Origin of the sequence: Dactylosporangium sp. NPDC049742 (genome assembly GCF_040674675.1) — a bacterium.
Taxonomy (GTDB): Bacteria; Actinomycetota; Actinomycetes; order Mycobacteriales; family Micromonosporaceae; genus Dactylosporangium; species Dactylosporangium maewongense.
In genome coordinates, this window is sequence record NZ_JBFANF010000107.1 from 1 (window position 1) to 25,802 (window position 25,802).

At 74.6% G+C, this 25,802-nt stretch carries 2 protein-coding genes; both read left to right on the plus strand.

All coding sequences use genetic code 11. The features are described from left to right. The first annotated feature begins 12 nt into the window (after positions 1-12). On the plus strand, positions 13-10,956 hold the full coding sequence (locus AB0J72_RS56195; RefSeq protein WP_363416614.1) for an SDR family NAD(P)-dependent oxidoreductase: 10,944 nt from the start codon (positions 13-15) through the stop codon (positions 10,954-10,956). 30 nt (positions 10,957-10,986) lie between these two features. Next, positions 10,987-25,802 (plus strand): type I polyketide synthase (locus AB0J72_RS56200; RefSeq protein ID WP_363416617.1); only part of this gene is annotated, 14,816 nt, incomplete at its 3' end.

The following is a 25,802-nucleotide window of genomic DNA, read 5'->3' on the forward strand; positions in this document are numbered from 1 at the left end:
GGGGTCCCCGCGATGCGGAAGGGCCGCGACGAAGCCAGCACCCTGATGACCGCCGTCGCGCAGATGCACGTCACCGGCTGGTCGCCGGACTGGACGCGGGTCCTCGGCGGCGGCAACGTCGTCGACCTGCCGACGTACGCGTTCCGCCGCACCCGGTTCTGGCTCGACGACCCCGCCGCCCGCGCCGACGCCGCCGCGGCCGGGCTCCTGCCCGTCGACCACCCGCTGCTCGGCGCCGCGCTCGGCCTCGCCGACGGCGGCGGTTTCGTCTTCACCAGCCGCCTCTCGCTGCGCGACCAGCCGTGGCTGCGCGACCACGTCGGGCTCGGCGTGCCGCTCGTGCCCGCCACCGCCCTCGTCGACCTGGCGCTGCGCGCCGGGGAGATGCTCGACTGCGGGCGCCTCGACGAGCTCGCCGTGGAGGCACCCCTGGCGCTGCCCGACCCGGGCGCCGTGCACCTGCAGCTCACCGTCGGCGCCCCCGACGACACCGGCGCCCGCCCCGTCGCCGTGTACTCCCGCGCCGCCGACGACACCGCCGCCGACTGGACCCGGCACGCGACCGGACGGCTGCAGCCCGGGCAGGACCGGGACACCACCGACCTGACCGCCTGGCCGCCGCCGGGCGCGACCCCGGTCCCCGTCGACGGGTTGTACGACACCCTCGCCGGCGCCGGACTCGACTACGGTCCCGCGTTCCGGGGCGTGCGGGCCGTCTGGCGCCGCGACGGCGACCTGTTCGCCGAGGTCGCGCTCCCCGAGACGGCCCGCGACGACGTGGCCCGCTTCGGCGTCCACCCCGCCCTGCTCGATGCCGTCCTGCACACCCTGGGCCTGGCGGAGCACGCCGCCGGCGACACGCTGCTGCCGTTCGCGTTCCGTGGCGTCTCCCTGTGTACGACCGGCGCCGTCACCGTCCGCGCCCGCCTCACGCTCACCGGCGCCTCGACCGTGGCCGTCGAGGTCGCCGACCAGACCGGCGGGCCGGTGGCGTCGATCGACGCGCTCGACCTGCGCCCGGTGACCGCCGGGCAACTGGCCGCGGGCCGCGCCGCCGACCTGTTCCGGCTCGACCTCGTCCCGGCCCGCCCCACCGGCGGGCACCGGCACCGCTTCGCCGTGCTCGGCACCGACCCGTCCGGGGTCGCCGCGGCGCTGGCGGAGGCCGGCGCCACGGTCGACGCGTACGCCGACCTCACCACGCTCCACGCCGCCATCGCCGGGGGAGCCTCCGCCCCGGGCCGCGTCGTGGTCACCATCGACGCCGCCGGCGACGACCTCGTGGCGGCCGTGCACCGGCGGACCTCCGCTGCCCTCGCGGTCGTCCAGGAGTGGCTCGCCGACCCGCCTGCCGGGGCCGCGCTGCGGGTCGTCGTGCCCGCCTCCGGAGCGGACGCGGTCGCGTCGGCCGGCGTGGCCGGGCTGATCCGCTCCGCGGAGGCCGAGCACCCCGGGACGTTCGGGGTCGTCGAGCTCCACGACCAAGAGCCCGCCGGCGCGGCCCACACCACCGCCTCCACAGCCGCCCACGCTGCCGCCCTCGCCGCCGCCTTCACGGTCGACGAGCCAACTGTCACGGTCCGCGGCGACGAGGTGCTCGTCCCGCGGCTCGCCCGGGCCGTTCCCGCCGCGGCAAAGGCGACGTCGGCGGCGACGTTCGGCGGTGACGGGACCGTGCTCGTCACCGGCGGGCTGGGAGGGCTCGGCGCGCTCGCCGCCCGGCACCTCGTCACCGTCCACGGCGTCCGGCACCTGCTGCTCGCCGGCCGCCGCGGCCTGGACACCGACGGCGCCGCCGCGCTGCGCGACGAGCTGGCCGGGCACGGCGCCACCGTCACCGTCGCCGCCTGCGACGTCGCCGACCGGTCCGCCGTCGCCGCCCTCCTCGCCGCCGTGCCCGCGGAGCATCCCCTGACCGCCGTCGTGCACACCGCCGGGGTCGCCGACGACGCCGTCGTCACCGACCTCACGACCGACCGGGTCGCCGCGATCCTGCGCCCCAAGGCCGACGGCGCCCTGCACCTGCACGAGCTGACCAAGGGCCTGCCGCTGACCGCGTTCGTGCTGTACTCGTCGCTCGCCGGGACACTCGGCGGCGCCGCGCAGGCCGGGTACGCCGCCGCCAACAGCGTCCTGGACGCCCTCGCCGCCCAGCGCCGCGCCGAAGGGCTGCCGGCGCTGTCGCTCGCCTGGGGGCTCTGGGACACCGCCAGCGGCATCACCGCCCACCTCGACGACGCCGACCGTCGCCGTCTCGCCCGCAACGGCGTCGCGCCGCTGCCGGCCGCGGACGCGCTCGCCCTGCTCGACGTCGCCTGCGCCGCCCCCGCCGCCCTGGCGGTCCCGGCCCGGCTGCGCCCCGCCGCCGGCGGTCCCGCCGTCCTCAGTGGAATCGCGGTCGCCGGGCGGCGGGCGGCCCGCGGCGAGGACGACGACACGCTCCGGCAGCGGCTGCGGCGGATGCCCGACGGCGACCGGATCCCGGCGCTGCTGCGGCTGGTGCGGAGCGAGGCGGCGACAGTCCTGGGCCACGCCGCCGGCGACGACGTCGACCCGCACCGCGGGTTCCTGGAGGCCGGGTTCGACTCCCTCACCGCTCTCGAACTGCGCAACCGGCTCGCCGCCGCGACCGGGCTGACGCTGCCCGCCACCGTCCTGTTCGACCATCCGGCGCCGGCGGCGATGGCCCGGCACCTCCTCGACGAGCTGCACCTGGCGCCCGCCGTGGTCACCGCACCGCCCGTTGCCCGGACCGCGCCCGCCGCCGACGAACCGGTCGCGATCGTGGCGATGAGCTGCCGGTACCCGGGCGGCGTCGGCAACCCGGAGGACCTGTGGCGGCTCGTCGCGGACGGCATCGACGCCGTCGGTCCGTTCCCCGGCGACCGCGGGTGGCCCGTCGACCGGCTCTACCACCCCGACCCCGACCACCGCGGCACCAGCTACGCGCGAGAGGGCGGCTTCCTGTACGACGCGGCCTCGTTCGACGCGGACTTCTTCGGCATCTCGCCCCGCGAGGCCCTCGCCACCGACCCGCAGCAGCGGCTGCTGCTGGAGACGTCGTGGGAGCTGCTGGAGCGCGCCGGGATCGACCCGGCCACGCTGCGCGGCACCCCGACCGGGGTGTTCGTCGGCCTCATGTACAGCGACTACGCCGCCCGCGTCCACGACGTCCCCGACGGCCTGGAAGGGCACCTCGGCAACGGCAGCGCCCCGAGCGTCGCCTCCGGCCGGGTCGCCTACACGTTCGGGTTCGAAGGACCCGCGGTCACCGTCGACACGGCGTGCTCGTCGTCGCTGGTCGCGCTGCACCTGGCGGCGCAGGCGCTGCGCCGCGGCGAGTGCGGCATGGCCCTCGCCGGCGGGGTCACCGTCATGTCGACGCCCGGCACGTTCGTCGGCTTCTCCCGCCAGCGCGGCCTGGCCCCCGACGGGCGCTGCAAGGCGTTCTCCGACGACGCCGACGGCACCGGCTGGGGCGAGGGCGTGGGCCTGCTGCTCCTGGAGCGGCTCTCGGACGCCGTCGCCAACGGCCACCCGGTCCTCGCGGTGATCAAGGGCTCGGCCGTCAACCAGGACGGCGCGTCCAGCAGCCTTACGGCTCCGAACGGCCCGTCGCAGCAGCGGGTCATCCGCGCCGCGCTCGCCGCCGCGGGCCTGGAACCGTCCGACGTGGACGCCGTCGAGGCGCACGGCACCGGCACGAGCCTCGGCGACCCGATCGAGGCGCAGGCGCTCATCGCCGCGTACGGGCCCGGCCGGCAGACGCCGCTGCTGCTCGGGTCGGTGAAGTCGAACCTCGGCCACACCCAGGCTGCGTCCGGCGTCGCCGGCGTCATCAAGATGGTCCTCGCCATGCGGCACGGCCAGCTGCCGCGGACCCTGCACGTCGCCGCCCCGTCGTCGCACGTCGACTGGTCGTCGGGGGCCGTCGAGATCCTCACCGACACCCGGCCGTGGCCAGCCGCCGGCCGTCCGCGCCGGGCGGGGGTGTCGTCGTTCGGGATCTCCGGCACCAACGCCCACGTGATCGTGGAGGAGCCACCCGCCGACGCGGCGCCGGCGGGGGAGCGGGCGGCGTTGCCGCTGGTGCCGTGGCCGGTGTCGGCCCGCACCGCGGACGCCCTCGACGGCCAGGTGTCCAGACTGCGTGAGGTCACCGAAAATCCAATGGACGTTGGATTTTCCCTGGCGACCGGCAGGTCGATGTTCGAGCACCGGGCGGTGCTGCTCGGTGACGCGCAGGTCCGGGGACGGGTCCGCGACGGCGGCAACGCGATGCTCTTCACGGGTCAGGGTGCGCAGTGGTCGGGGATGGGTCGCGGCCTCTACGAGGCGTTCCCGGTGTTCGCGACGGCGTATGACGAGGTGTGTGCGCACATCGAGGGTCTGCGGGACGTCGAGGGTGACCTGCTGGATGAGACGCAGTGGACGCAGCCTGCCCTGTTTGCGGTTGAGGTCGCGGTGTACCGGTTGCTGGAGTCCTGGGGCCTGCGCCCCGACTACCTGCTCGGTCACTCGATCGGTGAGCTGGCCGCCGCGCACGTTGCGGGAGTCTGGTCTCTTGAGGATGCCTGCAAGGTGGTTGCCGCTCGCGGTCGTCTCATGCAGGCGCTGCCGGCCGGTGGTGCGATGGTGGCGATCCAGGCTTCCGAGGAGCAGGTCCGCGCGGCGTTGGTCGACGGTGTTTCGCTGGCCGCAGTCAACGGTCCTGACGCGGTCGTCGTTTCCGGTGACGAGGAAGCGGTCGAAGCAGTCGCCGCTGGGTTCGTCAAGACGCGGCGGCTCAACGTGAGTCACGCGTTCCACTCGGCGCGGATGGACGGGATGCTGGACGCGTTCCGTGAGGTTTTGGCCGGTGTGGAATTCAACGAGCCGGGGATTCCGATCGCGGCCACGTCGACCGGCGATGTCACCGACCCGGAGTATTGGGTGGGGCAGGTCCGGGGGACGGTCCGGTTCGCGGATGCGGTCGCCACGCTCAGCGCGCAAGGCGTCAACCGGTTCCTGGAGGTGGGCCCCGACGGGGTGCTGTCGGCGCTGGTCGACGGCATCCCGGCGATGCGGAAGGGGCGCGACGAAGCCAGCACCCTGATGACCGCGGTCGCCCGGGCCCACGTCGCCGGCTGGTCCCCGGACTGGACCCGGCTGCTCGCCGGGGGACGCCGCGTCGACCTGCCCACGTATGCGTTCCAGCGGCAGCGGTACTGGCTGGACGCCGGCACTCCTGCCCTCCCGAGCGTCGACGGATGGCTGTACCACGAGACGTGGACGCCGCTGCCGCACCGCGACGCCACGCTCACGGGCACGTGGCTCGTGGTCGGTGGCGGATCCGAGGAGGTGGTGGCGGCGCTGGCAGCGGCGGGTGCCGAGACGGTCACCCTGCCGGTCCGCGAAGGACGGCTGCGGGAGGAGTCGTTCGCGGGCGTGGTGGCGCTGCCAGCGGATGCCGCCGAGGCGCTCACCTTCGTGCAGACCCTCGGCGACATGGGGCCGCTGTGGTGTGTGACCCGGGGTGCGGCGACGGATCCGGTGCAGCGCGCGATCTGGGGTCTCGGCCGGGTCGTCGCCCTGGAGCACCCGGACCGGTGGGGCGGCCTCGTCGACCTCGACGACACGGACGCGGCGCTGCTGCCGGGCATCCTCGCCGGCACCGAGGACCAGGTGATGGTCCGGTCCGGCACCGTCCACGCCCGGCGTCTCGCCCGGGCCGCGACCACGGCCGCGTGGCGCCCGTCCGGCACGGTCCTGGTCACCGGCGGCACCGGCGCCCTCGGCGTCCACGTCGCCAAGTGGCTCGCCGCGGAAGGCGCGTCCAGGATCGTCCTGGTCAGCCGGCGCGGCCCTGACGCTGTACAGGCGGACATCCCCGGCGTCGAGATCGTGGCCGCGGATGTCACCGACGCCGCCGCCGTCACCGATCTGGTCGCCCGGTTCACGCCGAACGCTGTGATCCACGCCGCCGGTGTCCTGGACGACGGGACTGTTGACGGGTTGACGCCGGAGCGGATCACGACGGTGATGGCGGCAAAGGTGGATGGCGCCCGCCACCTGGATGCGGCGACCCGGGGTCTGTCGCTGGATGCGTTCGTGTTGTTCTCGTCGTTCGCGGGGTCGGTGGGGTCGGCCGGTCAGGGCAACTACGCCGCCGCGAACGCCGCCCTGGACGCGATCGCTGAGGAGCGCCGCGCCGCCGGGCTCCCAGGTGTCTCGATCGCGTGGGGGCCGTGGGCGGGTGACGGCATGGCGGGGGACCTCGGGGACCGGCACCGCCGCGGCGGCGTACGCCCGATGCACCCCGCGACCGCGGTCACCGCGCTCGCCCGTACCGGAGCCGACGCCACGCTCGTCGTCGCCGACATCGACTGGGACACGTTCGGGCCCGCGTTCACCGCGACCCGGCCCGCGCCGCTCCTCGACGGCCTCGCGCCGGCCCAGGCACCCGCCAAGACGCCCGTGCCTGGGCGGCACTTCGCGGATGTGCCCGACGGTGAGCTCGCCGGGCACCTCCTCGACCTGGTCCGCGGCCACGCCGCCACCGTCCTCGGCCACGCGGACGCCGCCGCGATCCACCGCGACCGGGCGTTCCGCGACCTCGGCTTCGACTCGCTGACCGCCGTCGAGTTCCGCAACGCGCTGACCGCGGCCACCGGCGTCACCCTGCCGACCACCGTCGTCTTCGACCACCCGACGCCGGAGTCGCTCGCGGGGCTGCTGCTGTCCCAGATCACCGGAGCCCGGACCACGGACACCGTCCGAGCCGCGGTCCCGGCCGACGAGCCGGTCGCGATCGTGGCGATCGCCGGCCGCTTCCCGGGCGCGCCGACCCCGGAAGCGCTGTGGGAGCTGCTCGCCGAGGGCCGCGACGGGGTCCGTGAGTTCCCCGCCGACCGCGGCTGGGACCTCGAGTCCCTCTTCGACCCGGACCCCGACCAGTCCGGCACCTCGTACGCACGGGTCGGCGCGTTCCTCCCGGACGTCGCCGGGTTCGACGCCGGGTTCTTCGGCATCTCGCCGCGTGAGGCCCTCGCGATGGACCCGCAGCAGCGGCTGCTGCTGGAGACGTCGTGGGAGGTGTTCGAACGCGCCGGGATCGACCCCGCTTCGCTGCGTGGGACGGCCACCGGCGTGTTCGTCGGCACCAACGGCCAGGACTACCCGACGATGCTCGCCGCCGCCGAGGAGAACGTCGAGGGCTACCTCGGCACCGGCAACGCCGCCAGCATCGTGTCGGGGCGGCTGTCCTACACGTTCGGGCTCGAAGGACCGGCGGTCACCGTCGACACCGCCTGCTCCGCGTCGCTCGTCGCCCTGCATCTCGCCGCGCAGGCGCTGCGGCGCGGCGAGTGCGGCCTCGCCCTGGCCGGCGGCGTCACGGTCATGTCGACGCCGGGCGCCTTCGTCGAGTTCTCCCGCCAGCGGGGCCTCGCCCCGGACGGGCACTGCAAGGCGTTCTCCGACGACGCCGACGGCACCGGCTGGGGCGAAGGCGTCGGCCTGCTCCTCGTCGAGCGACTCTCGGACGCCGTCGCGAACGGCCACCCGATCCTGGCGGTCGTTCGGGGAAGTGCGGTCAACCAGGACGGTGCGTCGAACGGTCTGACGGCCCCGAACGGTCCGTCGCAGCAGCGGGTGATCCGGGCCGCGCTCGCCGCCGCGGACCTCCAGCCGTCCGACGTGGACGCCGTCGAGGCGCACGGCACCGGCACCAGCCTCGGCGACCCGATCGAAGCCCAGGCGCTCCTCGCCACCTACGGGCAGGGCCGGCAGACGCCGCTGTGGCTCGGGTCAGTCAAGTCGAACCTCGGCCACACCCAGGCCGCCGCCGGCGTCGCCGGCATCATGAAGATGGTCCTCGCCCTGCAACACCAGACGCTGCCCCGTACCCTGCACGTCACCGCCCCGTCGTCCCATGTGGACTGGACGCAGGGCGCGGTCGCCCTCCTCACGGAGGCGCAGCCGTGGCCTTCCGCCGGCCGCCCGCGCCGGGCGGGGGTGTCGTCGTTCGGGATCTCCGGCACCAACGCCCACGTGATCCTGGAGGAGGCGCCCGCGACCCCGCCGGCCGCCGCACCCGAGCCACTGCCGGTGGTGCCGTTGCCGCTGTCGGCGCGGACCCCGGAGGCGCTCGACGCGCAGGTGACCCGGCTCCGCCAGGCGGCCCTGACCGATCCCGTCGACGTCGGCTACTCCCTCGCGACCGGACGGACGGCGTTCGACCACCGGGCCGTCGTGCTCGGCGACGCCGTGATCCGCGGCCGGGCCCGCGACGGCGGAAACGCGATGCTGTTCACCGGCCAGGGTGCGCAGTGGTCGGGGATGGGTCGCGGCCTCTACGAGGCGTTCCCGGTCTTCGCTGCGGCGTATGACGCGGTGCGCGCCCACGTCGAGGTGGACGATGCACAGCTCGATGAGACGCAGTGGACGCAGCCCGCCCTGTTCGCGGTTGAGGTCGCGGTGTACCGGCTGCTGGAGTCCTGGGGCCTGCGCCCCGACCACCTCCTCGGCCACTCCATCGGTGAGCTGGCCGCGGCCCACGTTGCCGGGGTGTGGTCCCTGGAGGACGCGTGCAAGGTGGTGGCCGCCCGCGGCCGTCTCATGCAGGAGCTGCCCGCGGGTGGTGCGATGGTGGCGATCCAGGCCTCCGAGGAGGCGGTCCGTGAGGTGCTGGTCGGCGGTGCGGAGATCGCCGCCGTCAACGGCCCGGACGCCGTGGTGGTCTCCGGCGACGAGGACGCCGTCGAGAAGGTCGCGGCGGGGTTCGCCAAGACGCGGCGGCTCAACGTGAGCCACGCGTTCCACTCGGCGCGCATGGACGGGATGCTGGACGCGTTCCGTGAGGTCCTGGCCACCGTGAAATTCAACGAGCCGGGGATTCCGATCGCGACGACGTCCACCGGCGAGGTGACCGACCCGGAGTATTGGGTGGGGCAGGTTCGCGGGACGGTCCGGTTCGCCGACGCCGCCGAGCGTCTCAAGCAGAAGGGTGTGACGCGGTTCCTGGAGGTCGGCCCCGACGGGATCCTGTCGGCGCTGGTCGACGGCATCCCGGCGATGCGGAAGGGGCGCGACGAAGCCAGCACCCTGATGACCGCCGTCGCCCGGGCCCACGTCGCCGGCTGGTCCCCGGACTGGACCCGGCTCCTGGCCGGCGGGCGCCGCGTCGACCTGCCCACGTACGCGTTCCAGCGGCAACGATTCTGGCCGACGGTCCGGCGCGGCGCTGCCCCCACGTTCGCGAGGTGGCTGCAGCGTGAAGCCACTGTGGACGGCTGGCTGTACCGCGAGGACTGGACCCCGCTGCCGCGCCGCGAAGCGACGCTCACCGGCACCTGGCTCGTGGTCGGTAGTGACTCCGAGGCGGTCGTGGCGGCTCTAGCGGCGGCGGGTGCCGAGACGGTCGTTCACAGCGACCTCCCGGACGCTTCGTTCGCGGGCGTGGTGGCGTTGCCTGCCGATGCGGCCGAGGCACTCGCCATCGTGCAGTCGCTCGGCGACAAGGGCCCGCTGTGGTGTGTGACCCGGGGTGCGGCGACGGATCCGGAGCAGCGCGCGATCTGGGGTCTCGGCCGGGTCGTCGCCCTGGAGCACCCTGACCGGTGGGGCGGCCTCGTCGACCTCGACAGCGACGCCGACCTGACCCTGCTGCCCGGGGTGCTTGCCGGTGCCGAGGACCAGGTCACCGTCCGGTCCGGCGCGGTCTACGGCCGACGCCTCGTCCCGGCGACCGCGACGCAAGGGTGGCGCCCGTCGGGGACGGTGCTGGTCACGGGTGGCACCGGCGCCCTGGGCGGGCACGTCGCCAGGTGGCTGACCGCGGAGGGCGCGTCCAGGGTTGTGCTGGTCAGCCGCCGCGGCTCTGACGCTGTACAGGCGGACGGTGTCGAGGTCGTCGCCGCGGACGTCACCGATCCCGCCGCTGTCGCCGACCTGGTCGCCCGGTTCACGCCGAACGCTGTGATCCACGCCGCCGGCGTCCTGGACGACGGGACCGTGGATGCGTTGACGCCGGAGCGGATCGCCGCGGTGATGGCGGCGAAGGTCGATGGCGCCAGGCACCTGGATGCCGCGACCCGGGACCTGCCGCTGGACGCGTTCGTGCTGTTCTCGTCGTTCGCCGGCTCGGTGGGGTCGGCCGGTCAGGCCAACTACGCCGCCGCGAACGCCGCCCTGGACGCGATCGCCGAGGAGCGCCGCGCCGCCGGGCTCCCGGGCGTCTCGATCGCGTGGGGGCCGTGGGCGGGCGACGGCATGGCGGGGGACCTCGGGGACCGGCACCGCCGCGGCGGCGTCCGGCCGATGGACCCGTCCGTCGCCGTCACCGCCCTCGCCCGGACCGGCGCCGCCGCGACCGTCGTCGTCGCCGACATCGACTGGGAACGGTTCGGGCCCGGGTTCACCGCAGGACGCCCCGCACCGCTCGTCAGCGGGCTCTACACGCCGCCAGTACCGCAGAACGACACCGAGACGTGGGACCTCGCCGCCATGCTCGACGTGGTGCGCCGGCAGGCCGCGGAAGTCCTCGGGCACGGCGGCACCGAGCTCGTCGAGCCCGGGCACGCGTTCCGGGACCTCGGGTTCGACTCGCTGACCGCCGTCGAGTTCCGCAACGGGCTCGCCGCCCGCACCGGCCTCAAGGTGCCCGCGACCGCCGTCTTCGACTACCCGACCCCGGCCGCGCTCGCCGCCCACCTGCACGCCGAGGCGGCCGGCGGCGCACCGGAAAACCCCCAGCTATCGATCCTCGCGGACCTCGACAAGGTCGAAAACCTGATTTCGGTGATTTCCCCAGAGGATGACCTGCACGCTGCCGTGCGCACCCGGCTGCATGTGATGCTTTCGAAGCTCGACAAGGCGCGCACGACGGAATCAGAATCGGCCACCTCACTGCGGTTCGACGCGGCGACGGACGACGAGCTCTTCTCGTTCATCCACGAGGAACTCGGTCGGTCATGAGGTGAGCCCGGGGCGACGGGTGGGGTTGTCATGAACGAAGACAAACTCCGGGACTATCTGAAATGGGTGACCGGAGACCTCCACCAGACCCGGGCGCGGCTGCGGGAGCTGGAGGCCGCCCAGCAGGAGCCCATCGCGATCGTGGCGATGGGCTGCCGGTTCCCCGGCGGCGTCGCGTCGCCGCAGGACCTGTGGCAGCTGCTGGTGGACGGCCGGGACACGATCGGTGACTTCCCGGCCGACCGCGGCTGGGACCTCGACGTGCTCTTCGACGACGACCCCGACCGGCCGGGCAGCACCTACACTCGGGTCGGCGGCTTCCTCGACGACGCCGCCGCGTTCGACGCCGCGCTCTTCGGCATCTCGCCGCGCGAGGCCCTGGCGATGGACCCGCAGCAGCGGCTGCTGCTGGAGACGTCGTGGGAGGTGTTCGAACGCGCCGGCCTCGACCCGCGGGCCATGCGCGGCACCGCCACCGGCGTGTACGTCGGCACCAACGGCCAGGAGTACCTGAACCTCCTCACCCACGCCGAGGAGAACGTCGAGGGCTACCTCGGCACCGGCAACGCCGCCAGCGTCGTGTCGGGGCGGTTGTCGTACTCGTTCGGGCTCGAAGGTCCCGCGGTCACCGTCGACACCGCGTGCTCCGCGTCGCTCGTCGCCGTGCACCTGGCGACGCAGGCGCTGCGCCGCGGCGAGTGCCGGCTAGCCCTCGCCGGCGGTGTCACCGTCATGTCGACCCCGGGCGTGTTCGTCGAGTTCTCCCGGCAGCGCGGCCTCGCCGTCGACGGCCGCTGCAAGGCGTTCTCCGACGACGCCGACGGCACCGGCTGGGGCGAGGGCGTCGGCGTCCTGCTCCTGGAGCGGCTGTCGGACGCCGTCGCCAACGGCCACCCGGTCCTCGCCGTCGTGCGCGGCTCCGCCGTCAACCAGGACGGCGCCTCCAACGGCCTTACGGCCCCGAACGGCCCGGCGCAGCAGCGGGTCATCCGCGCCGCGCTCGCCGCCGCCGGGGTCGCCGCCACCGAGGTCGACGTCGTCGAGGCGCACGGCACCGGCACGAGCCTCGGCGACCCGATCGAGGCGCAGGCGCTGCTCGCCACCTACGGTCAGGGCCGCGACGAGCCGCTGTGGCTCGGGTCGGTGAAGTCGAACCTCGGCCACACCCAGGCCGCCGCCGGCGTCGCCGGGATCATCAAGATGGTCCTCGCGCTCCAGCACGGCGCCATGCCCCGCACTCTCCACGTCACCGCACCCTCGTCCCACGTGGACTGGTCCACGGGCGAGGTTCGGCTGCTCACCGAGGCCCGGGCCTGGCCGGACACCGACCGTCCGCGCCGCGCCGGGGTGTCGTCGTTCGGTGTCTCCGGCACGAACGCCCACGTGATCCTGGAGCAGGCGCCCGCACCCGCCCCGGCCGACGCGCCGCCGTCGCTGTTGGTCGTGCCGTGGCCGCTCTCCGGGCACACCGCCGACGCCCTCGACGCGCAGGTCGAGCAGCTGCGGGCCGTGGCGGACCTCGACCCCGTCGACGTCGGCCACTCCCTCGCCACCGGCCGGTCCGCACTCGAGCACCGGGCCGTCCTGCTGGGCGACGCCGTCATCCGCGGGCAGGTCACCACCGGCGGGTCGGCGATGCTGTTCACCGGTCAGGGTGCGCAGTGGTCGGGGATGGGTCGCGGCCTCTACGAGGCGTTCCCGGTGTTCGCTGCGGCGTATGACGAGGTGCGCGCCCACGTCGAGGTGGACGATGCACGGCTCGATGAGACGCAGTGGACGCAGCCGGCGTTGTTCGCGGTCGAGGTTGCGGTGTACCGGCTGCTGGAGTCCTGGGGTCTCAAGCCCGACTTCCTGCTCGGTCACTCGATCGGTGAGCTGGCCGCCGCCCACGTCGCTGGGGTCTGGTCCCTTGAGGACGCGTGCAAGGTGGTGTCGGCGCGGGGCCGGTTGATGCAGGCGCTGCCAGAGGGCGGCGCGATGGTCGCGATCCAGGCTTCCGAGGAGCAGGTCCGCGCAGCGCTGGTCGACGGTGCCGAGATCGCCGCGGTCAACGGTCCTGACGCCGTCGTCATCTCTGGCGATAAGGACGCGGTCGAAGCGGTCGCCGCGGGGTTCGCCAAGACGCGCCGGCTCAAGGTGAGTCACGCGTTCCACTCGGCGCGCATGGACGGGATGCTCGCCGCGTTCCGCGAGGTCCTGGCCACCGTGAAATTCAACAAGCCGGGGATTCCGATCGCGACGACGTCCACCGGCGAGGTGACCGACCCGGAGTATTGGGTGGGTCAGGTTCGGGGGACGGTCCGGTTCGCCGACGCCGCCAAGCGTCTCAGGCAGAAGGGCGTGACCAGGTTCCTCGAGGTCGGGCCGGACGGGGTCCTGTCGGTGATGGTCGACGGGATCCCGGCCATGCGGAAGGACCGCGACGAGGTCCTCACGCTGATGACCGCGGTCGCTCGCGCCCACGTCACTGGCTGGTCGCCGGACTGGACTCAGCTGCTCGCCGGGGGACGCCGCGTCGACCTGCCCACGTACCCGTTCCAGCGGCAGCGGTACTGGCCGACCGTCCGCCAGAGCATCCAGGTCGACGCCGAGTTCTGGTCCGCCGTCGAGTCCGGCGACCTCGACGCGCTCGCCAGGTGGCGACACCGGAAGTCCACTGTGGACGGCTGGCTGTACCGCGAGGAGTGGGCGCCGCTACCGCGCCGCGAAGCGACACTCACCGGCACGTGGCTCGTGATCGGTGGTGGCTCCGCGGCGGTCGTGGCGGCGTTGGCGGCGGCGGGTGCCGAGACGGTCACCGTGCCGGCCGTTCACAGCGGCCTCCCTGACGGCTCATTCGCCGGTGTACTGGCACTGCCCGCCGACGCGGCCGAAGCGCTCACCATCGTCCAGACCGTCGGCGATGCCGGGCCGCTGTGGTGCGTGACCCGGGACGCTGCCACCGACCCGGCCCAGCGTGCCGTGTGGGGTCTCGGCCGGGTCGTCGCCCTGGAGCACCCTGACCGGTGGGGCGGCCTCGTCGACCACGCCGACGACGCCGACCTGGCGCTGCTGCCGGGCGTCCTGACCGGCACCGAGGACCAGGTCACCATCCGGTCCGGCACCGCTCACGGCCGGCGCCTCACCAGGGCCGCCGCGACGCAAGGCTGGCGCCCATCCGGGACGGTCCTCGTCACCGGCGGCACCGGCGCCCTCGGCGCCCACGTCGCCAAGTGGCTCATCGCCGAAGGCGCGTCCAGGGTCGTCCTGATCAGCCGCCGCGGCTCTGACGCTGTACAGGCGGACGGTGTCGAGGTCGTCGCCGCGGACGTCACCGATCCCGCCGCTGTCGCCGACCTCGTCGCCCGGTTCACGCCGAACGCGGTCATCCACGCCGCCGGCGTCCTGGACGACGGGACCGTGGATGCGTTGACGCCGGAGCGGATCGCGACGGTGATGGCCGCGAAGGTCGACGGCGCCAGACACCTCGACGCCGCCACCCGGGACCTGCCGCTGGACGCGTTCGTGCTGTTCTCGTCGTTCGCCGGGTCGGTGGGGTCGGCGGGTCAGGCCAACTACGCCGCCGCGAACGCCGCGCTCGACGCGATCGCCGAGCAGCGCCGCGCCGCCGGACTTCCCGCCGTCTCCATCGCCTGGGGCAGCTGGGCCGGCGCCGGTATGGCGGGCGACCTCGGCGAGCGGCACCGCCGCGGCGGCGTACGCCCGATGCACCCCGCCACCGCCGTCACCGCGCTCGCCCGTACCGGAGCCGACGCCACGCTCGTCGTCGCCGACATCGACTGGGACACGTTCGCGCCCGCGTTCACGGCCAACCGGCCCGCATCCCTCATCGCCGGCCTGGCCCCCGCCCGCGACACCACGGCAGAGGCGGCGTCGCCGCTCGCCGCGCTGCCCGCGGCCGAACGGCGGGCGATGCTGCTCGACCTCGTCAGGGAACGCGCCGCCGCCGTCCTCGGCCACGCCGGCACGGGCGCCGTCGGCATCGACCGGGCGTTCCGCGACCTCGGGTTCGACTCGCTGACCGCGGTCGAGCTCCGCAACGCGATCGGCAGTGCCACCGGACTCAGCCTGCCGTCGACGCTGGTGTTCGACTACCCGACTCCAGAGGTGCTCGCCCAGCACCTCTTCGACACCCTCGTCGGTGCCGACCCGGCCACAGCAAAGCCCGCCGCGGCCATTCGCATCGACGAGCCGATCGCGATCGTCGCCATGGCCGGGCGGTTCCCCGGCGGCGTCACGTCCCCGGAGACCCTGTGGGAGCTGCTCGTCAACGGCCGCGACGCGATGGGGGAGTTCCCCGCCGACCGCGGCTGGGACCTCGACACCCTCTTCGACCCCGACCCGGAGCGGACCGGCACCTCGTACACGCGCAGCGGCGCGTTCCTGCCCGGGGTCGCCGGGTTCGACGCCGGCTTCTTCGGCATCTCGCCGCGTGAGGCCCTCGCCATGGACCCGCAGCAGCGGCTGCTGCTGGAGACGTCGTGGGAGCTGTTCGAACGCGCCGGGATCGACCCCAACTCGCTGCGTGGGACGGCCACCGGCGTGTTCGTCGGCACCAACGGCCAGGACTACGGCGCCGTCCTCGCCCACGCCACCGAGAACGTCGAGGGCTACCAGGGCACCGGCAACGCCGCCAGCGTCGTCTCCGGGCGGCTGTCCTACACGTTCGGGCTCGAAGGACCGGCGGTCACCGTCGACACCGCGTGCTCCGCGTCGCTCGTCGCGCTGCACCTCGCCGTCCAGGCGCTGCACCGCGGCGAGTGCGGCATGGCCCTTGCCGGCGGCGTCACCGTCATGTCCACGCCCGGCCTGTTCGTCGAGTTCTCCCGCCAACGCGGCCTGTCCGTCGACGGGCGCTGCAAGGCGTTCTCCGATGACGCCGACGGCACCGGCTGGGGTGAGGGCGTCGGCCTCCTCCTCGTCGAGCGACTCTCGGACGCCGTCGCCAACGGCCACCCGATCCTGGCCGTCGTTCGTGGAAGCGCGGTCAACCAGGACGGTGCGTCGAACGGTCTGACGGCCCCGAACGGTCCGTCGCAGCAGCGGGTGATCCGGGCCGCGCTCGCCGCCGCGGACCTCCAGCCGTCCGACGTGGACGTCGTCGAGGCGCACGGCACCGGCACCAGCCTCGGCGACCCGATCGAAGCCCAAGCACTCCTCGCCACCTACGGCCAGGACCGGCAGACCCCGCTGTGGCTCGGGTCAGTCAAGTCGAACCTCGGCCACACCCAGGCCGCCGCCGGCGTCGCCGGCATCATGAAGATGGTCCTCGCCCTGCAACACCAGACCCTGCCCCGCACCCTGCACGTCACCACCCCCTCGTCCCACGTCGACTGGTCCGCGGGCCGGGTCGAGCTGCTGCGCGAGGCCGTCGCGTGGCCGGAGACCGGCCGCCCGCGCCGCGCCGGGGTGTCGTCGTTCGGCGTGTCCGGCACCAACGCCCACGTCATCCTCGAGCAGGCCCCGGAACAGGCGCCGGAGCAGGATCAGTCCACGGTGGACCTGCCGGCGGTGCCGTGGCTGCTGTCCGCCCGGTCCGCCGGCGGGCTCCGCGGCCAGGCGGAGCGGCTCCACACGTACATCAGCGAACGCCCGGAACTCGGCGCCACCGACGTCGGGCACAGCCTCGCCACCGCCCGCGGCGCCCTCCCGCACCGCGCCGTCGTCACCGGTCCAGACCGCGACACGCTGCTGCGACACCTCGCCGACCTCGCCCGCGGCACACCCACCACCGGCGCCGTGACGGGCCACGCCGCGCCGGCGGGGAAGGTCGCGTTCCTGTTCCCCGGTCAGGGCTCGCAGTGGGCCGGCATGGCCGTCGACCTCCTCGACGCCGCGCCCGTGTTCCGGGACCAGATCGGCCGCTGCGAGGAGGCGCTCCAGCCGTTCGTCGACTGGCGGCTCACCGACGTGCTGCGCGGCAACCCCGGCGCGCCGTCCCTCGACCGGGTCGACGTCGTCCAGCCGGTCCTGTTCGCCGTCATGGTCTCCCTCGCCGAACTGTGGCGCGCCCACGGCGTCGAGCCGGCCGCCGTCGTCGGCCACAGCCAGGGCGAGATCGCCGCCGCCTGCGTCGCCGGGCTCCTCACGCTGCCCGACGCGGCCCGCGTCGTCGCGCTGCGCAGCCAGGCCCTGCTGGAGCTGGCGGGGCACGGCGGCATGATGTCGGTGTCCGCGCCCGTCGAGGAGGTCCAGCGCCGCATCGCCGCCCGGCCCGGGCGGCTGTCGGTCGCCGCGGTCAACGGCCCCACCTCGGTCGTCGTGTCCGGCGACGTCGACGCGATCGGCGAGCTGCTGGCCGCCTGCGCGGCCGGCGACGTGCGGGCCCGCCGCATCGACGTCGACTACGCCTCACACTCCGCGCACGTCGAGACGATCCGCGACACGCTGCTGGACGTGCTCGCCCCGGTGACGCCCGCCGAGCCGAGCATCCCGTTCCGCTCGACGGTCGCCGGCGCGGGCGACGTCGTGCCCGGCTCGGCGGCGTACTGGTTCACGAACCTGCGGCAGACCGTGGAGTTCGAGCCCGCCATCCGCGCCCTCGCGGACGTGGGGTTCACCGCGTTCGTCGAGGTCAGCCCGCACCCCGTGGTGACCGTCGGAGTTCAGGAGACCCTGGACAGCGCCGGGTCCGAGGCGGTCGTCACCGGCACGCTGCGCCGCGACGACGGCGGACCGGGCCGCTTCCTCACCGCCCTCGCCCAGCTGTGGGCCGGCGGCGGCACGGTCGACTGGAGCGCGATCTTCGCCGGCAGCGGCGCCCGGACCGTCGAACTGCCCACGTACGCCTTCCAGCACACCCGCTACTGGCCCACCCTCAAGCCCGTCGCGGCCCCGGCGGGCACGCTCGACGGCCGCTTCTGGGACGCCGTCGAGCACGCCGACCTCGACGGCCTCGCCACCACACTGCGCGTCGAGCCCGAGGCGCTCGGCCCGCTGCTGCCCGCACTCACCGCCTGGCACGCCGAGCAGCGCACCGGTGCCGCGATCGCGGGCTGGCGGCTCCGCACGACGTGGAAGCCCGTCGAGCCGCCCGCCCCGAAGGCGTCGGGCCCGTGGCTGGCGCTGATCCCGGCGGGGCACACCGCGACCGACGGGCTCGGCCGGCTCGGACTCGACGTCACGCCGGTCACCGTCGACGCCGCCACGGCCGACCGCAGCGCTCTTGCCGCGGCATTGGCGTCGGTACCGGCGGCCGCCGGCATCCTGTCGCTCCTCGCCCTCGACGAACGGCCCCACCCGGACCAGCCGAACCTCACCGCCGGGACCGCCGCGACGCTGCTGCTCGCCCAGGCCCTCGGCGACCTCGCCGTCGACGCCCCGCTGTGGTGCGTCACCGCGGGCGCGGTCTCGACCGGCCCGGGCGACCCGCTCCGCGCCGTGGCGCAGGCGGCCGTCTGGGGTCTCGGCCGCGTCATCGGCCTGGAACGCCCCGGCCGTTGGGGCGGCCTCGTCGACCTGCCCGCGAACCCGGCGCCCACGCCGGCCGGGACCGGCGGCACGACGCCGGACGGCCTCGACGACGCGGCGCTGCGCAGGCTCGCCGCCGTGCTCACCGGCGGCGGCGACGAGGACCAGGTCGCGATCCGGCCGGGCGGTGTCTTCGGCCGGCGCCTCGTCACCGCGCCGCCCACCGACGCCATCGGCGACTGGCAGCCCTCCGGCACCGTCCTGGTCACCGGCGGCACCGGCGCGCTCGGCGGCCGGGTCGCCCGCTGGCTGGCTGGCCGCGGCGCCACCCACCTCGTCCTCGCCGGCCGCCGCGGCCCGGACGCCCCCGGCGCCGACGAGCTCCGCGCGGAGCTGACCGCCCTCGGCGTGGGCGTCACGATCGTCGCCTGCGACCTCGCCGACCGCGACGCCGTCGCCACCATGCTCACCGAAGTCGAAACGGCCCTGACCGCCGCAGACAGCGCGGCCGTCGGCAGCACCAGCACCGACAGCACGGCAACCGGCAGCACCAGCACCGACAGCACAGACGTCGGCAGCACAGACGGAGGCAGCACAAGCGCCGTCAGCACAAGCGCCGGTACCGGCGTGGCTGGACCGATCAGGGCCGTCGTGCACGCCGCCGGGCTGCCGCAGTCGCAGGCGCTGCCGGACATGGACCTCGCCGGCTTCGCCGCCGTCTACGCCGGGAAGGCCGCCGGGGCACAGCACCTCGACGAGCTGCTCGCCGGCCGGGACCTCGACGCGTTCGTGCTGTTCTCCTCGATCGCCGCAGCCTGGGGCAGCGGGGGACAGGCCGCGTACGCCGCCGGCAACGCCGTCCTCGACGCCGTTGCCGAGGACCGCCGGGCCCGCGGGCTCGCCGCGACCGCCGTCCAGTGGGGCGCGTGGGCCGGTAGCGGCATGGCCGCCGACGACGCCAGCCGCGACGCACTGCTCCGCCGCGGTATCCGGCCGATGCGGCCAGAGACGGCCCTGGCCGCGCTCGCCGGTGCCGCCGCGGGCCGCGACGCCGTCATCACGGTCGCCGACGTCGACTGGACCCGGTTCGTGCCCGCGTTCACCGCCGCGCGACCCAGCCCGCTGCTGGGCGACCTGCCCGGCGTCGCCGAGCTGACGGCCGCCGGTACAGCAGCCGCCACCACCGACGGGAGCGCGGCACTGCGGGACCGCCTCGCGCCGCTGACCGCCACGGAACGCGATGCCCTGCTGCTCGACCTGGTCCGGGCCGAGGCCGCCGCCGTCCTGCGGCTCGGCGGAGCGGGCGACCTCGAGGCGGCCCGCCCGTTCCGGGAGCTCGGCTTCGACTCCCTCACCGCCGTCGAGCTGCGCAACCGGCTCGGCGCGGCGACCGGGCTGCGGCTGCCGATGACCCTCGTGTTCGACCACCCGACCGCCCGCGCCGTCGCCCGTTACCTCGCCACCGTCCTGCTGCCCGACGGGACCGCCGCGACCGCCGCGACCACCGTCACGAGCGGCCCGGCCGACGAGCCGATCGCGATCGTCGCCATGAGCTGCCGCTTCCCCGGCGGCGTCAGCGACGCCGAGAGCCTCTGGCGGCTGGTCGTCGACGGCACCGACGCCGTCGCCGGCATGCCAGGCGACCGCGGGTGGGACGTCGCCGGCCTGTACGGGCCGGGGCACGAAGGCCACAGCACCACCACCGAGGGCGGGTTCCTCGACACCGCCGCCCTCTTCGACGCTGGGCTGTTCAACATCTCGCCGCGCGAGGCCCTGGCGATGGACCCGCAGCAGCGGCTGCTGCTGGAGACGTCGTGGGAGCTGTTCGAACGCGCCGGGATCGACCCCGCGTCCCTCAAGGGCAGCGGCACCGGCGTGTTCGTCGGTGCGTCGCCGTCCGGGTACGCGTCGAACCTCACCACGGTCCCCGACGAGCTCGCCGGGCACCTGCTCACCGGCAACTCGGGCAGCGTCCTGTCCGGCCGGCTCTCCTACACGTACGGCCTCGAAGGACCGGCCGTCACGATCGACACCGCGTGCTCGTCGTCGCTGGTGGCGCTGCACCTGGCCGTGCAGGCGCTGCGCCGCGGTGAGTGCACGCTCGCCGTCGCCGGCGGCGTGACGGTCATGGCGACCCCCGGCGTGTTCGCCGAGTTCAGCCGGCAGGGCGGCCTCGCCGCGCAGGGCCGCTGCCGGGCGTTCTCCGACGACGCCGACGGCACCGGCTGGGGCGAGGGCGCCGGCCTCCTGCTGGTCGAACGGCTCTCCGACGCCGTCGCCAACGGCCACCCCGTCCTCGCCGTTGTACGCGGTTCCGCGGTCAACCAGGACGGCGCCTCCAATGGCCTTACGGCCCCGAACGGTCCGGCGCAGCAGCGGGTCATCCGCGCCGCGCTCGCCAACGCCGGCCTGCGCCCCACCGACGTCGACGTGGTCGAGGCGCACGGCACCGGCACCAGCCTCGGCGACCCGATCGAAGCGCAGGCGCTCCTTGCCACCTACGGCGCGGACCGGCCGACCCCGCTGTGGCTCGGGTCGCTGAAGTCGAACATCGGCCACACCCAGGCCGCCGCCGGCGTCGCCGGGGTCATCAAGACCGTCATGGCGCTGCGGCACGGCGTCCTGCCCCGCACGCTGCACGTCAACGCCCCGTCCAGCAAGGTCGACTGGTCCGAAGGGGCCGTCGAGCTGCTCACCGAGCCCCGCGACTGGCCCGCCCTGGACCGGCCGCGCCGCGCCGGCGTGTCCGCGTTCGGTGTCAGCGGCACCAACGCCCACGTCATCGTCGAGCAGGCACCGGCGGCGGATGCGCAGGCCGGCCCGGCACTGCCGGTTGTGCCCCTGGTGCCGCTGCCCGTCGCGGCGCACACCGCGGACGCGCTCGACGCCCAGCTGGACCGGCTGCGCACGGTCGCCGACCTCGACCCGCTCGACGTCGGCTACTCCCTCGCCACCGGCCGGTCCGCGCTGGAGCACCGAGCCGTCCTGCTCGGCGACACCGTGATCCGCGGCCGCGCCCGCGACGGCGGCAACGCGATGCTGTTCACCGGTCAGGGTGCGCAGTGGTCGGGGATGGGCCGCGGCCTCTACGAGGCGTTCCCGGTCTTCGCTGCGGCGTTTGACGAGGTGCGCGCCCACGTCGAAGTGGACGATGCACGGCTCGACGAGACGCAGTGGACGCAGCCCGCCCTGTTCGCCGTTGAGGTTGCGGTGTACCGGCTGCTGGAGTCCTGGGGCCTGCGCCCCGACTACCTGCTCGGCCACTCGATCGGTGAGCTGGCCGCCGCGCACGTCGCTGGGGTGTGGTCCCTGGAGGACGCCTGCAAGGTGGTGGCCGCCCGCGGCCGTCTCATGCAGGCGCTGCCGACTGGTGGCGCAATGGTCGCGATCCAGGCGTCAGAGCAGGACGTCCTCACCAAGCTGGTCGACGGCGTGGAAATCGCCGCCGTCAACGGCGCAGACGCGGTCGTCATCTCCGGTGATGAGGGCGCGGTCGAGGCGGTGGCAACAGGGTTCGCCAAGACGCGGCGGCTGAAGGTGAGTCACGCGTTCCACTCGGCACGGATGGACGGGATGCTCGACGCGTTCCGCGAGGTCCTGGCCACCGTGAAATTCAACAAGCCTGGGATTCCGGTCGCGACCACGTCCGCCGGCGACGTGACCGACCCGGAGTACTGGGTCGCGCAGGTCCGGGGCACGGTCCGCTTCGCCGACGCCGTCGACAGCCTGAAGGCGAAGGGCGTGACCAGGTTCCTGGAGGTCGGCCCGGACGGGGTGCTGTCGGCGATGGTCGACGGGATCCCAGCCATGCGGAAGGACCGCGACGAGGTCGTCACGCTGATGACCGCTATCGCCCGGGCCCACGTCGCCGGCTGGTCGCCGGACTGGACTCAGCTGCTCGCCGGGGGACGCCGCGTCGACCTGCCGACGTACGCGTTCCAGCGGCAGCGGTACTGGCTCGACACCCCCGAGCGGGGCGAGCCCGGCATCGGGCACCCGCTGCTGACGACGGTCGTCCCGGTCGCCGGCGGCGACGGGATCCTCGTCACCGGCAAGGCATCCGTCCACCGGCACCCGTGGCTGGCCCAGCACGTCGTCCACGGCGTCGCGTACGTGCCCGGCGCCGTCCTCGTCGACCTCGCCGTGCGCGCAGCCGACGAGGCCGGCTGCGACCGCCTCGATGAGCTCGTCCTCGAGGCGTCCCTGCCGGTCCCCGCGTCCGGGACGGTGGAGCTGCAGGTCGCGGTCGGCGACCTCGACCGGCTCGGCTCCCGGCAGGTCACCGTGTTCAGCCGCGCCGACGACGGTCCCTGGACCCGGCACGCCCACGGCAGCGTCTCGACCGGGCCCGCGCCCGCGGGAGAGCAGCTGGCGCAGTGGCCGCCGGCGGGCGCGGAACCCGTCGCCGTGGAGCCGCTGTACGAGCGGTGGGCCGAGGCAGGCTTCGCCTACGGGCCCGCGTTCCAGGGGCTGCGGGCCGCGTGGCGGTCCGGCGACAGCCTCTACGCCGAGGCCGACGTCGAGCCGCAGCCCGGCGACGACGAGTTCTGGCTGCGCCCCGCGCTGCTCGACGCGGCCCTGCACGGCCTCGCCCTCGGCCTGCTGCCGGGCCTCGACGGTGACCTGCTGCCGTTCGCGTGGAACGGGTTCACGCTCCATGCCACCGGCGCCCAGCGGCTGCGGGTGCGCCTCACCCCGACCGGTCGCCCGGGCGCCGTCACCATCCTGGCCACCGACCCGACCGGCGCCCCGGTCGTCTCCGTCGACGCGCTCGTGATGCGGCCGACCGGCAAGGCCCCGACCGGCAAGGCCCCGACCGTCGAGGCGGCGATCGTCGAGCCGGCGGTGGCGGTACCGACGCCGCAACAGCAAACAGGAGCGCCCACGGCCCGCAGAAGGGCGGCCGCCACGGCACCGGCCGGGAACGCCCTCGGGCAACGGCTCGCCGGGCTCACCGAGGCCGACCAGCGCACGCTGCTCACCGACCTGGTCCGGGAACGCACCGCCACCGTCCTCGGCCACGCCGACGCGAGCGCCGTCGAGGCCGACCAGCCGTTCAAGAACCTCGGCGTCAACTCCCTCACCGCCGTCGAACTGCGCAACGCCCTCACCGAGGCCAGCGGGGTCCGGCTGCCCGCCACGCTCGTCTTCGACCAGCCGACCCCGGCCGCCGTCGCCGCGCACCTGCGGCAGGAGCTGCTGGGCCTGCCGGACGAGGTCGCCGAGCCGGAGACGGTGTCCGCGACCGTCGACGAGCCGATCGCGATCGTCGGCATGGCGTGCCGCTACCCGGGCGACGTCAGCAGCGCCGACGACCTGTGGAACCTCGTCGTGGCCGGCGGCGACGCCATCACCCCGTTCCCGACGAACCGCGGCTGGGACGTCGAGGCGCTCTACAACCCCGACCCCGACGCGCCCGGCACCTGCTACGCGCAGGGCGGCGGATTCCTGCACGACGCCGGCGACTTCGACCCCGCGTTCTTCGGCATCTCGCCCCGCGAAGCGCTCGCCATGGACCCGCAGCACCGGCTGCTGCTGGAGACCTCGTGGGAGGCCGTCGAGCACGCCGGCATCGACCCGGTGTCGCTGCGCGGCAGCCAGACCGGCGTGTTCGCCGGCGTCACCTACCAGGACTACGTCGGCCTGCTGATGCTCGCGAAGGAGTCCGCGGAGGGCCTCATCGGCAGCGGCAACTCGTTCAGCGTCCTGTCCGGCCGGATCGCGTACACGTTCGGGCTCGAAGGACCCGCGGTGTCGGTGGACACCGCGTGCTCGTCGTCGCTGGTCGCGCTGCACTGGGCGATCCAGTCGCTGCGCGCCGGTGACTGCACCCTCGCCCTCGCCGGCGGCGTCACCGTCATGTCGACACCCGTGTCGCTCATCGACTACAGCCGGCAGCGGGCCCTCGCCCCCGACGGGCGGTGCAAGCCGTTCTCCGCCGCCGCCGACGGCGCCAGCTGGTCCGAGGGCGCCGGCATGGTGCTCCTCGAACGGCTCAGCGACGCGCGGCGCAACGGGCACACCGTCCTCGCCGTCATCCGCGGCAGCGCCGTCAACCAGGACGGCGCCTCCAACGGCCTGACGGCCCCGAACGGCCCCGCGCAGCAGCGGGTCATCCGCCGCGCCCTCGCCAACGCCCGCCTCGCACCCGCCGACGTCGACGCGGTCGAGGCGCACGGCACCGGCACCCCGCTCGGCGACCCGATCGAGGCGCAGGCGCTCCTGGCCACCTACGGCCAGGACCGCGCCGCCGACCGTCCACTGTGGCTCGGCTCGCTGAAGTCGAACATCGGCCACCCGCAGGCGGCGGCCGGCGTCGGCGGCGTCATCAAGATGGTCCAGGCGCTGCGCCACGGGACGCTGCCGCGGACCCTGCACGTCACCGAGCCGTCCCCGCACGTCGACTGGACCGCCGGCAACGTCGAGCTGCTGACCGAGGCCCGGCCGTGGCCGGAGGCGGACCGGCCCCGCCGCGCGGGCGTGTCGTCGTTCGGGATGAGCGGCACCAACGCCCACGTCATCCTCGAGCAGGCGCCTCCCGCCGAGGCGGCCGCCCCGGCGGCGCCGCTGCCGGTGGTGCCGTGGCCGGTGTCGGCGCGGACCGCTGACGCGCTCGACGGCCAGGTCGCCAGGCTGCGCGGAGTCACCGATAATCCAACCGACGTTGGATTCTCCCTCGCGACGGGCAGGTCCACGTTCGACCACCGGGCCGTCGTGCTCGGCGACGCCGTGATCCGCGGCAAGGCCGCCGCCGGCGGCGGAAACGCGATGCTGTTCACGGGTCAGGGTGCGCAGTGGTCGGGGATGGGTCGCGGCCTCTACGAGGCGTTCCCGGTGTTCGCTGCGGCGTATGACGAGGTGTGCGCGCACATCGAGGGCCTGCGCGACGTCGAGGGCGCGGATCTCGACGAGACACGGTGGACGCAGCCTGCACTGTTTGCGGTTGAGGTCGCGGTGTACCGGTTGCTGGAGTCCTGGGGTCTGCGCCCGGACTTCCTCCTCGGCCATTCGATCGGTGAGCTGGCAGCGGCGCACGTCGCCGGGGTGTGGTCGCTTGAGGATGCCTGCAAGGTGGTGGCCGCTCGCGGTCGTCTCATGCAGGCGCTGCCGGCCGGTGGTGCGATGGTGGCGATCCAGGCCTCGGAGGAGCAGGTCCGCTCAGCGCTGGTCGACGGTGCCGAGATCGCCGCGGTCAACGGCCCGGACGCCGTCGTGGTCTCCGGTGACGAGGAAGCGGTCGAAGCGGTCGCCGCTGGGTTCGCCAAGACGCGCCGGCTGCGGGTGAGTCACGCGTTCCACTCGGCACGCATGGACGGGATGCTGGACGCGTTCCGTGAGGTCCTGGCCGCCGTGGAATTCAACGAGCCGGGGATTCCGATCGCGACCACGTCGACCGGCGAGGTGACCGACCCGGAGTACTGGGTGGGGCAGGTTCG

What these genes read in the sequence shown, in the direction of transcription:
- AB0J72_RS56195 (WP_363416614.1), top strand. Translation starts at nt 13, where the DNA reads ATGCGGAAGGGCCGCGACGAAGCCAGCACCCTGATGACCGCCGTCGCG.